At 51.1% G+C, this 11,747-nt stretch carries 9 protein-coding genes; 7 read left to right on the top strand and 2 right to left on the bottom strand.

Annotated elements, in window-relative coordinates; translation table 11 throughout:
• Positions 1 to 287: c-type cytochrome (locus GY634_RS16495; protein ID WP_166409818.1), on the top strand; the 287-nt coding region annotated here is incomplete at its 5' end.
• A gap of 324 nt (positions 288 to 611) precedes the next feature.
• On the opposite strand, the gene GY634_RS16490 is transcribed toward GY634_RS16495, so the two are convergent.
• A complete protein-coding gene (locus tag GY634_RS16490; RefSeq protein WP_166409817.1) occupies positions 612 to 854 on the bottom strand; it encodes a putative signal transducing protein in 243 nt (80 codons plus the stop codon).
• Positions 855 to 1,109: 255 nt separating this feature from the next.
• On the opposite strand from GY634_RS16490, the gene GY634_RS16485 reads away from it, so the two are divergent.
• The 3 genes from GY634_RS16485 to cynS all read left to right on the top strand — a co-directional run bounded on the left by GY634_RS16485 (position 1,110) and on the right by cynS (position 6,613).
• Entirely contained in the window at positions 1,110 to 2,354 is a 1,245-nt protein-coding gene (locus GY634_RS16485; protein WP_166409816.1) for an exonuclease SbcCD subunit D C-terminal domain-containing protein, read from the top strand.
• Between the two features lie 8 nt (positions 2,355 to 2,362).
• Positions 2,363 to 6,046, top strand: coding sequence for an AAA family ATPase (locus GY634_RS16480; protein ID WP_166409815.1), 3,684 nt, complete (start codon positions 2,363 to 2,365; stop codon positions 6,044 to 6,046).
• 123 nt (positions 6,047 to 6,169) lie between these two features.
• On the top strand, positions 6,170 to 6,613 hold the full coding sequence (cynS, locus tag GY634_RS16475; RefSeq protein WP_166409814.1) for a cyanase: 444 nt from the start codon (positions 6,170 to 6,172) through the stop codon (positions 6,611 to 6,613).
• 48 nt (positions 6,614 to 6,661) lie between these two features.
• On the opposite strand, the gene GY634_RS16470 is transcribed toward cynS, so the two are convergent.
• The gene (locus GY634_RS16470; RefSeq protein WP_166409813.1) at positions 6,662 to 7,588 is read right to left on the bottom strand and encodes a LysR family transcriptional regulator; all 927 of its coding nucleotides are present in this window, start codon (positions 7,586 to 7,588) and stop codon (positions 6,662 to 6,664) included.
• A 131-nt stretch (positions 7,589 to 7,719) separates the two neighbouring features.
• On the opposite strand from GY634_RS16470, the gene speB reads away from it, so the two are divergent.
• From speB to GY634_RS16455, 3 genes are read left to right on the top strand one after another with little or no spacing between them, the layout of a single operon-like run.
• Complete coding sequence (gene speB / locus GY634_RS16465; protein WP_166409812.1) at positions 7,720 to 8,673, top strand: agmatinase; 954 nt, start codon at positions 7,720 to 7,722, stop codon at positions 8,671 to 8,673.
• Between the two features lie 42 nt (positions 8,674 to 8,715).
• Positions 8,716 to 10,131 carry a sodium:solute symporter family protein gene (locus GY634_RS16460; protein WP_242683743.1) on the top strand — a complete coding sequence of 472 codons (1,416 nt, stop codon included), beginning with the start codon at positions 8,716 to 8,718 and terminating at the stop codon, positions 10,129 to 10,131.
• 5 nt (positions 10,132 to 10,136) lie between these two features.
• Positions 10,137 to 11,744 (top strand): 5-guanidino-2-oxopentanoate decarboxylase, encoded by a 1,608-nt coding sequence (locus GY634_RS16455; protein ID WP_166409811.1) that lies wholly within the window; start codon positions 10,137 to 10,139, stop codon positions 11,742 to 11,744.
• Positions 11,745 to 11,747 lie beyond the last annotated feature (3 nt).

Raw genomic sequence — 11,747 nt, 5'->3', positions numbered from 1 at the left:
GTCACGGCAGTAAAGGGGAAGGCATTCCTAACGTGGCTCCCGCCATGTATGGCAACGCAACACTCGCCATGGATACTGCACAAAACTTGATCCGCGTAGTACTAAACGGTATCCCCACTCAGACCTTTACAGGCAACCAACGCATGTATGCCATGCCGCCGTTTGCGCATGAACTGAGCGACAAAGAGATTGCTGATTTGTCTACTTGGATGCGTGCTGAATGGGGTGGCCAAGCCGCTGCTGTCACCACTGATCAAGTGCAGGGCATAGCCCGCGCCGTGCATTAAGAGGTTTATGGCACTGGTGGCGCATCACCAGTGCCATGTTTATGTGATTAATCATGCGGTAAGTTCACGCTTTTCGCCCATTTCAAAAAGGCGATCAGCTTACGCTGCCACACTGCTTTATGCTGTAGAAAGAGTCGCATTCAACACACCATGTTTACGTGTACTTGGCGCTGTTTTCTGCTGTCAGAAAACAAACATTGTTGAACTCATTCTAGGTAGAGACCTGCTACAACCAAACCATTTAAAGCTAATGGCTATATAACCAACCAAACCATTAGCATATAGCTGGAACATAGCCAAAATAGCAATGTGATGCCCTATTGCTTAAGGTGTGCAGTCCTCATCACCCACACCAGAGCTAGGTAGCTCTTGTAGCAACGTTACCGCTCTCTCAACAAACGCTTCTGACACCTGTAAGCGCACCCCTCCCAACGCATCTGAATACAGCCACTGCATGTTAATGGTATGTTCGTCGGCCAAAAAAACCGGAATACCTTCAGACTCTAATAAAGCACGCGCAACATGAGCTTCATAGGGGAAACTGTATCTGCAAATAGTCACTAACATGCCACCTCCTGAACCTAAGCCTTCGGTCGCTACTGCCTTTAAGGTAAGAATAACTGCCTCTGCCCCATTTTCAACCAAGCGCTGGATAATCTCAATGTAGACACAGTGCGTGAATTCGCGTTAAGGCGCCCCAAGCACAGTTTTCATCGCAACCCTTGTAAAGTCTTTGTTCAATAACCGTGATGTGGGTTTGGAATACTATTGTACTGTTACCATAGCAACTTCCCCCGCAGCTCCCTTCCTGATACCCCGCTTATGACCTCTACCCCTCTTAACATTTTGCATACCTCCGATTGGCACTTGGGGCGATCCTTGTATGGCAAGAAACGTTATCAAGAGTTTGAGGATTTTCTACGCTGGTTACTCACACAGTTGCATGAACAGCATATAGATGTGTTGCTGATTGCCGGGGATATCTTTGACACCACCACACCTAGCAACAAAGCCCAGGAGCTGTACTACCACTTTTTGCAGCAAGTAGCCCAGTCGCCTTGCCGACACGTGGTGATTATTGCGGGGAATCATGATTCTCCCTCCTTTTTGGAGGCGCCTAAATCGCTACTTAAAGCATTGCGCATCCATGTGGTGGGTAGCCCTAGCGCTACGATAGAAGAGGATGTTTTGGTGTTATATGATGCACACCAACACGCCGAACTCATTGTTTGTGCCGTGCCTTATCTACGCGATAAAGACATACGCTCTACCCAAGCGGGTGAAAGCCCCGACGAGAAAAACCAGCAGCTATTGCAGAACATTCATGCGCATTACCAGGCTATCGCCGCACAGGCGGAAAAAGTTCAAGCACAGCATGCTTCGCGTCCCCCCATTATTGCTACCGGACACTTATTTGCGACAGGTGGCCAGACCATAGATGGTGATGGCGTGCGGGAGCTGTATGTAGGTTCACTAAACCGTGTGCCCGCTTCGGCATTTTCTTCGGTGTTTAGCTATGTTGCCCTAGGGCATTTGCATGTACCGCAAATGGTCGCGCAAGATCCGCGCATCCGTTACAGTGGCTCGCCCCTGCCTATGGGGTTTGGTGAGGCTGCCCAACAAAAATCGGTGTGCTTGGTGCGTTTGCAGCATCAGCAAATAGAGTTGTCTTTGCTGCCTATTCCCGTGTTTCAGAAATTAGTGTCCATACGCGGGGACTGGCCGCATATACAGGCCACACTACAACAGCTCGCTACATCCACCGAATCGGTATGGGTGGAAATCATTTATGACGGCGAGGAGTTGATAGGCAACTTACGTGAACGCATTGATGACTGCATACACGACACCACCATTGATGTACTGCGGGTACAAAACCAACGTGTGATTGAACGCCTGCTGCAACGTACCCACCAAACCGAAACCTTGGAAGAAATGAGCGTAACAGAAGTGTTTGAACGCTGTTTAACCGCGCACGACATCCCTGACGAGCAGCGCCCTATACTACGCGAGCACTACCAGCATATTGTGCAGTCGCTAGACGAAAGCGATCACCACAGCGAGTAAGGCCTACTATGCGAATTCTGACTATTCATTTTCAAAACCTGAACTCCTTGGTAGGCGAGTGGCGTGTAGACCTGACTGATCCAGCCTTTGAGAACAGCGGTATTTTTGCAATTACTGGGCCTACCGGAGCCGGCAAAACCACCTTACTGGATGCCATCTGTTTGGCCCTGTATGGTCAAACACCCCGTTTGGGAAAGCTTAGCAAAAGTAGCAATGAGATCCTCTCACGCCAAACCGGCGAGTGCTTTGCTGAAGTTACCTTTGAATGCACACAAGGGGTCTTTAGATGCCACTGGAGCCAACACCGATCACGCCGTCAGCCTGATGGTGAACTGCAACCGCCCAAACACGAAATTGCCAATGCGCAAACTGGTGCCCTTTTAGCGTCTAAACTGCGCGATGTTACCGAACAGGTAGAAAAACTGTCAGGCATGGATTTTGAGCGTTTTACGCGTTCGATGATGTTGGCACAAGGCCAGTTTGCGGCTTTTCTGCAAGCGCCCGCCGATGAGCGTGCACCCATTTTGGAACAGATTACCGGTACAGAGATCTATAGCCAAATTTCGATGCGTGTGCACGAAACGCGTAGTCAGGCACTGCGCGAGTTAGATCACTTACAAAGCAGCTTATCTGGCCTGCAACTGTTAAGCGAAGAAGAGGAAACAGAACTTAAGCAACAACGTGCGTTGGCTCAAGAACAAAGCACTGCCGTACAAAGCCAACTTTCTACTGCCCAACAGCAACTGCAATGGCGCATGCGTGTAGACAACCTACAAACTGAGCTAATTAGCTTGGGTGAACGCCAACAACAGTTGGAACAACGCCGTACAGACTTCGCCCCCCAACAACAACGCCTACAATTAGCACAACGCGCGCTTAGTCTGCATGCTGCCTATACCGCTCTGTCTACGCAACGTGAGCAACTGCAAGCCCTGACACTAGACGTACAACAACGCCAACAGCAACTGCCTGAGTTACAGACGCTCGTCACACAAAGCGCTACTGCCCTTCACACAGCAAAGCAACACTACGTTCAGGCGCAGACGGCCCAACACGATGCCCTACCCACACTACGACGTGTACGTGAACTTGATACGCAGTTAAGCGAACGCCGCCAAACGCTGCAACGTGATCACGAGGCTCTGACTGAGCTTCAGCGCCAGCAGCAATTATTGTTAGCAAGCCAAAAAGAGCTAAACACGACCCACGCCGCACACCAACACCGCCTTGAACAAGTCAATGCTGAACAAGCACAAAGCCAGCAGGATGAATTGCTGGTTGGTGAACTGGCAGGTCTTAAAAGCCGTCTCGATAGCCTAGCCGCTAAACAAACTGCACTGCTAAGCGCCCAACAGAACCAAGAAGCAACCCTCGCAAAGCGCCAAAGCCGTCAATCTGCCGTAAACACCCATCACGAAGCGAATGTGCGCTCACAGGAACGCGTTGAACACACTGAAAAGCAACTACAAGCCCAGCACGCTGCACTGCAACAGCACTTGGCAGGACAAAGCATTAGCTATTGGCAGCAAGCCTTAGCTACCCATAAAGCACAACAACAAGCCTACCTAAGCGTTCTACAAGGGTTAAACACACAGCAAGCCATCACGCAGCGTTTAGCACAGTTGCAGCACGAGCTAGCTCAACATCAACAGGCGTTAGAGCTCTCTAGTACACGTCAAACGCAGCTAGAACAACAGGTTAGCGAACAAGAGCAGCACCTTGCTCTACAATTCAAACAGCAACAATTGCAGCAACAGGTATTGTCTTTAGAAGCTGCCAGAGCAGCACTGCACGATGGCGACCCCTGCCCCTTATGTGGTGCCACAGAACACCCCTATGCCCTGCATGTACCCGACGCCGATGACACGCTGGCTACGGCTACCAGACAAACGGAGCTGCGGGTACAGGAACTGCGCCAACACCATACAGAGCAACGCATACGCAGCGCTGAACTGCAGGAAAAAGTACGCCATACCGAACAACAGATCGCCTACACCGCACGTCAGCAGCAAGAAGGCATAGAGCAACTTACCGCACAGGTACAAAGCTTGGGGCTTGAACACATGCCCGAGCTACAGGTAGAGACATTTCAAACGCTGCAGCACGAGCACACGCAAGCGCTCACCACTTTGACTGAAAAATTGGCTGCACTTGACCACCAACAGGCGCAGATACTTGCACTACAAACCCAGCACGAGCAAGCCGCTACAGAGCAGCGTCACCATAGCCATGCCCTTGCATTGGCTCAACAAGAACTGCAACATGCACTCTCCCGCGCGGATGAGGCCGCTGCACAGCAAGAAGCGCTAGCCACTGAACAACAGCGTATGCTGCACGATTTACTGGCTGAGCTCGCCCCTTATGGCATTAGCACGTTGCAAACCGATGCGAACAGCTTAGCGGATTGTTATGAACACTTGCGTCAACGCCGTGAGCAACGGCTTCATCGTGCTAAACAACAGCAAGAGCTAGTCCAATCGCTGCGCAGTGTGGAGGTACAGCAAGCCGAAAATGCGAAACAGCTGAGCACACAAGAGCAAAGTCTGAAGAAGCTGCAAGCACACGTAGAGGCACAAAATTCGGCATTGCAAACGCTTGTCACCCAACGCCACGAGCTATTTGGCGAGCAGCAACCGGATGACGTAGAACGTGCGCTTAGCCAACAGCTACACGCTGCACAAACCGAGCAAGATACACGTCAACAACACTGGCAGCACGCCAGTCAAAACGAGAAAAACCTACAGCAACGCATCAGCGAGCTTACCGAGCGCTGCCAAGCCCTAACGCCGCTGATCAGCCAACAAACGCTAGCGTTTGCAGAACGCTGCCAGCACCACAACCTGCGTGATGAAGCACACTTTTTAGAAGCGTTGCTACCCGAGTCAGAACGGCTACGTTTAGAGCAAGAGGCGCACGCGTTAGAACGCGATAGCACCTCACTGCACAGTTTGCTGCACGATAAACAGCAGTTACTCGCACACGAAACCCAGCGTGCGCTTACCAGCAACAGCACTGCCACTCTGCAAGCGCAACAAGACCACCTACAAAGCCAACTGCAGCAGTTGCAGCAAACACTAGGCGCGCTTAACAATAAACTGGACACCCATCACCAAAACCTACAACAACAAGCCCAGCAACTACACCACATACGCGCACAACAACAGCGCTGCGAACAGTGGTCTATGCTGCACGACCTGATCGGTTCTGCTGACGGAAAAAAATACCGTAATTTCGCCCAAGGGCTGACGTTTGAGATCATGGTGGCACATGCTAACGAACAGCTACAGAAAATGAGTAGCCGCTATGTGCTGATACGCGACCTGCAACAGCCGTTAGAACTGAATGTGATTGATAACGACCAAGCGGGTGAAGTGCGCTCTACCAAAAACCTCTCTGGTGGCGAAAGTTTTATTGTGAGCTTGTCACTCGCTCTGGGCCTATCGAACATGGCTAGCCACCGTATACGGGTGGACTCGCTATTCTTAGACGAAGGTTTTGGTACCTTGGATGAAGAGGCTCTGGATGTAGCATTGGAAACGCTGGCTGAACTACAGCAACATGGCAAGCTTATAGGCATTATTTCCCACGTTTCTGTGCTCAAAGAACGCATTAGCACGCAAATTCAGGTGGTGCCGCAGTCGGGAGGGCGCAGCCGTCTAGTAGGCCCGGGTTGCCAAGCAATTACACGATAATCCCCTAGGTACTGTGCCATCCTAGTTCCTTTTAGCTAGTTAGGATGGCGGCTTCTTTCTCTAGGGCTTTTTGCCTATACTCAACCGTACAGTCTGAACTGCTTTTACTAGAGGAGCTTCACCATGAATCGCCAAGAGCTAACCCAAGAAATCCTGCTCGCTAAACGTCGCCACAAACTCAGTTGGCAGCAGCTTGCAGAGATTATCGGTCATAGCAAAGAATGGTCTACTGCCGCTTTATTGGGGCAAATGACCTTAACGAAAAAGCAAGCTCAGGCCGTGGTTGCAGCGCTAGAGCTACCCGATGAGGCCGTAGAACTGCTGCAAGTAGTACCTTACAAAGGCTCACTGCCTACCTCGGTGCCCACAGACCCGTTGATTTACCGTTTTTACGAGCTCATCAACGTATACGGCACTACCTTTAAAGAGCTGATACATGAAGAGTTTGGCGACGGTATCATGAGCGCCATCGACTTCAATATGGACCTATCCCGCCAACCCGACCCCAATGGTGACCGTGTGAAGATCACCATGAGCGGTAAGTTCTTGCCCTACAAAACCTACTAATCACCACCGGCACTGCGTGACGTTGGTGACGCAGTGCCTTCATTAGCATCATAAAAAAGCAGGTTCCTCGTGGCGCTGACTAAATACCGCTTTTAAATCCTGCTGAAACGCTTGCAGCGCTTCGTCATCGTGCTCGGTCACTCTATTAACCACCGTATGCAAGGTAACGTCATAATGCATCTTAGAAGGGTTTAAGGCACGCATTAGCCCCTGCTGCACGTATTCCTCCCCTACCTCTTGGGGCAAATAGCCTAAATGCTCACCAGACATCACCAGTATGGCCACAGCCTCCATATTGTTAGCTGTCGCCCTGATGTTTTGTTGCGGTACCTGCAAGTGTGCTTTAGGCGGCGTATAGCCACGACTTACCCATGAGTAGTTAATGGCGTCTTCTACATCTACCCTGCCCGCTTGCTCAAACAAGGGATGCCCATGCCCACAATACGCCACCTGTTTCTCGGTTAATAATGTGGTGTAACGCAAGTTTTGGGTACGTCGTAGAAAATAGCCTATAGCCAGATGTAGTCTACCGTAGAGCAGCATCTCTTCTTGCTGGTCGGGCGAGTGGATGTAGAAGTTTAAACGTACTGCCTCGTCGCGTTTTCTAAAGCGCGCCACCACTTGGCTTAACCGCCAGCTATCGCTACGCGATAAATGCCCAATTAACCCCACATTCAACTGCCCAATCAACTTCTTTTCTAAGTGCTGCGTTTCAAACGCAAACTCACTTAAATTAGACAACAACCGGCGCGCCAAATTCACAAAGCGCTCACCCTTGGCCGTTAACCTAAACCCTGTGCGACCACGCTCACACAACTTAAAACCTAGGCGTACCTCTAAGGTGGCCAATTGCGTGCTGATGGTAGATTGGCTGACGCCTAAACGCTCTTGCGCCGCTGAGATGCCATTGGCATCCACAATCGCTAAAAACACGCGTATCAGTCGTAAATCCAAATCCCTTACATTGACTAACATAGTAGAAACCCTAATATGATATTCATTACATTGATATCTATCAATGTATCAATTCACAGCTGCTCATGGTAGTCCCCCCAAGGACGATTTACTCTCATAACCATCCCCTTTGTTTTATTTTGAGAGCTACCATGACAACTTTTAATCAACCTCTGAGCGGTAACGACATGCCACGCGCGGGCGGCATTGCCACCATGATGCGCTTACCTTATGTGCAAAATACCGCTGGTTTGGATGTCGCATTCACCGGCATTCCCTTAGACATTGGCACCTCCAACCGCTCGGGTACACGCTTTGGTGCGAAGGCCATTCGTTTTGAGTCCTCGTTGCTGCGCCCCTATAACATGGCGACTCGCGCCGCACCCTTCGACAGCCTGCAAGTGGCCGATGTGGGCGATATTGCCATCAACCCTTACGACCTGAAAGACTCTGTACGGTTAATTGAAGAAGGCTACGGTAACCTGATTGCTTCGGGCTGTAAGCTAATCGCCTTAGGCGGCGATCACACCATGACCTTGCCCATCTTGCGCGCCATTAAGAAGAAATACGGCAAAGTAGGCTTGGTACACATTGATGCCCATGCCGACGTTAACGACACCATGAATGGTGAAAAAATCGCTCATGGTACCCCATTTAGACGCGCCGCCGAAGAAGACCTATTGGATTGCGACCGCGTTGTACAAATTGGCTTGCGTGGTACTGGCTATGCTGCCGAAGACTTTGACTGGTGTACCCAACAAGGCTTCACCATTTACCAAGCCCACGAGTGCTGGCACCGTAGCCTAGAACCCATCATGGCCGAAGTGCGCGAGCGCTTAGGTGATGGCCCAGTCTATTTCTCGTTTGATATTGACGGTATTGACCCCGCTTACGCCCCCGGCACAGGCACCCCTGAAATTGGCGGTTTAACCGTACCTCAAGCATTAGAAATCGTACGCGGTATGCGTGGCGTCAACATCATTGGTGCCGACGTTGTAGAGGTGAGCCCCCCTTATGACCAAAGCGGCACCACAGCCTTGCTAGGCGCCAATATCGCCTACGAAATGTTGTGCGTCTTCCCCGGTGTGCGCTACGCCACCAAGTAACGCTCACTGCTCTATCACTAAAGCTATAACAAGGAGACAAACATGGAGATCAGTATTGATTTAGGTGTAGTCATACTTTATGCGCTCGTTATCCTGTCTTTTGGTTGGATAGGAATGCGCCGCATTCAAAACAAAGATGACTTCCTGGTGGCAGGTAGAAACTTAGGACCGGTGTTTTACACCGGCACCATGGCGGCTACAGTATTAGGAGGAGCCGCCACCATAGGCTCGGTACGCCTAGGCTATTTGTATGGCATTTCAGGGCTATGGCTCTGTGCCACGCTAGGCCTGGGTATTATGGGATTAAGCTTGGTGCTGGCTAAACCCTTGCTGCGCTTGCGCGTTTACACCGTTACCCAAGTACTAGAACGCTACTACAGCCCTGCAACCCGTAATGCTAGTGCTGTGATCATGTTGATCTACGCCTTGATGATTGGCGTGACGTCCACCATTGCAACCGGCACGATCTTGGCCGTGATTTTTGATCTGCCTTTTATCACCGGCATTATCTTGGGCGGTGGTCTAGTCGTGGTATACGCCACCATAGGCGGCATGTGGTCACTCACCTTAACAGACATGATTCAGTTCATCATCATGACCATAGGCTTAGTGTTCATTTTGCTACCCGCCTCCGTGTATAACGCGGGGGGCTGGGAAACCATGACCCAACAGTTGCCTGACGCTTTCTTCTCGTTCAGTAATATTGGTTACGACACCATTCTTACCTACTTCCTGATTTACTTCTTAGGCGTGTTTATTGGTCAGGATATCTGGCAGCGTGTGTTTACTGCCAAAGGTGAAAAAGTCGCTAAACGTGCCGGCGTACTAAGCGGTTTGTACTGCATTCTTTACGGCGTAGCGATGGCGATGATTGGCATGGCCGCCAAACTGGTACTGCCAGAGTTAGAGGCACCCGACACCGCTTTTGCTACCATGATCAACGAGGTATTGCCCGTGGGCTTACGTGGCTTGGTGATTGCCGCCAGCTTGGCTGCATTAATGTCTACAGCTAGTGCAGGCTTGTTAGCTGCTTCTACCACCGTCGCCCAAGACCTCTGGCCTTTAGTGCGCGGCAAAAAATACCGTGAAAGCGACTCCGTTACCTTAAACCGTGTGTTTACACTATTATTCGGTTTACTGATGTTAGCCATTGCCCCCACCATTGGCGACGTAATTAGTGCGCTGACCATGGCCTACAACCTGTTGGTAGGTGGCATGTTAATCCCACTGATTGGCGGCATTTTCTGGAAACGTGCCTCTACACGTGGCGCTATTGTTAGCATGGCCACCGGGGCAATCACTGCATCCATTTTCATGATTAAAGACGGCCTACTGGCTAACACGCCTATTTATTTCAGTTTGGCCATTGGGCTACTAACCTTTATTGTGTTTAGCTTGAGCGACCCTAACCCCCGCTCACGTAACACCTCTATTCCTAGCCCTGTATCCGGAGAGTAATACCCATGTATAGCTGTAGCGCATACCTTATTCAACAACTAGAGCACTGGGGTGTAGAACAGGTATTTGGTATACCTGGCGTGCACACCATTGAACTGTACCGAGGGCTAGAGCAAAGTCGTATACGGCACATTACCCCTAGACATGAACAAGGTGCTGGTTTTATGGCTGATGGCTACGCTCGCACCACAGGCAAACCGGGAGTGTGCTTTATCATCACTGGCCCGGGCATGAGCAACATCCTTACGGCCATGGGGCAAGCCTTGGCCGACTCCATCCCCATGTTGGTGATTTCCAGCGTGGGGAGGCGTGACACCTTGGGGAGCCAGCAAGGGCGTTTGCATGAACTGCACTCGCAACAGGCTCTGGTTAGCCAAGTGGCACGTTTTAGCCAGACCATACTGGATCCACAGCAACTGCCCCAGGCGCTAGAACGTGCTATGGCGATTTTTAGCTCGGGCCGCCCTGGCCCCGTGCACATAGAAATCCCTATAGATTTACTTACCGCCCCTATAGATACGCCGCTGCTGCCACGGCCTAATTTTTACCCTGCTGGAGCACATCCGCAAGCCGTCGCCGAATGCGCCACATTGCTGTTAAAAGCCAAACGTCCACTGCTCTTAGTGGGTGGCGGTTGTGCTGCTAACGCGGATGCGGTGTTACGTTTAGCCGAAACGCTCAACGCCCCCGTCATCACCACCATTAATGCCAAAGGCATTTTGCCCGGTAGTGTGGAGCAGCCCCATCCACTGGATATTGGTGCAAATGCTGCCTTTACGGCAGTACGCCAGTACGCCGCACACGCCGATGTCATATTGGCCTTGGGCACCGAACTAGGTGAAACCGACTACGACGTGGTGTTTGACGATGGCTTCAGACTGCAAGGCAAGCTACTACGTGTAGACATTGATGCAGCTCAGTTAGTGGGCAATCAACGCCCTCACCTCGCTCTGGTGTCTGATGCGGGTGAGTTTGCTCGCGCCTTACTCGTGCACTTTCCTCACACCCTACCTCATAACGGCGCTCACACAGCGGCACAACTACGTGCTGAACTCGCGCTAGAAACTGACCCAGCTTTTAGCCCCTTCTACCCGCTCTATAGGGCTATAGAAACGCATCTACCTCATGCCACGCTAGTAGGAGACTCTACCGCTACCGTTTATGCCGGCAACCATATTGTCAGCCTACCTAAAGCACGCCATTACTTTAATGCCTCTACCGGCTATGGCACCTTGGGTTACGCCTTACCGGCGGCATTAGGCGCCAAGTTAGGACGCCCTAACAGCCCTGTAGTGGCCTTGATGGGCGATGGCGGCATTATGTTCACCGTGGCAGAGCTATCCACCATGGTGGATGAACAACTGAATATTGTGGTGCTAATTTGGAATAACACCGGTTACGACGAGATCCGACGCGCCATGGATAAAGCCTCGGTAGCTCGAATTGGCGTGAACGTTCCACCACCTGATTTCGCTGCCTTAAGCCAAAGCGTACGTGCGGCCTACCAACGGGTAAACAACCCCGATGAGCTTAGCCAGCAACTGCAAGGCTGGACGCAAACGGCACCATTAATTATTGAAATTGACGCACATGCTTGGGCACAAAGCCTATAACTG

The organism is Paenalcaligenes suwonensis (assembly GCF_011290505.1).
GTDB classification, from domain to species: Bacteria; Pseudomonadota; Gammaproteobacteria; order Burkholderiales; family Burkholderiaceae_B; genus Paenalcaligenes; species Paenalcaligenes suwonensis.
This window is presented reverse-complemented; position numbering and strand designations above follow the sequence as displayed.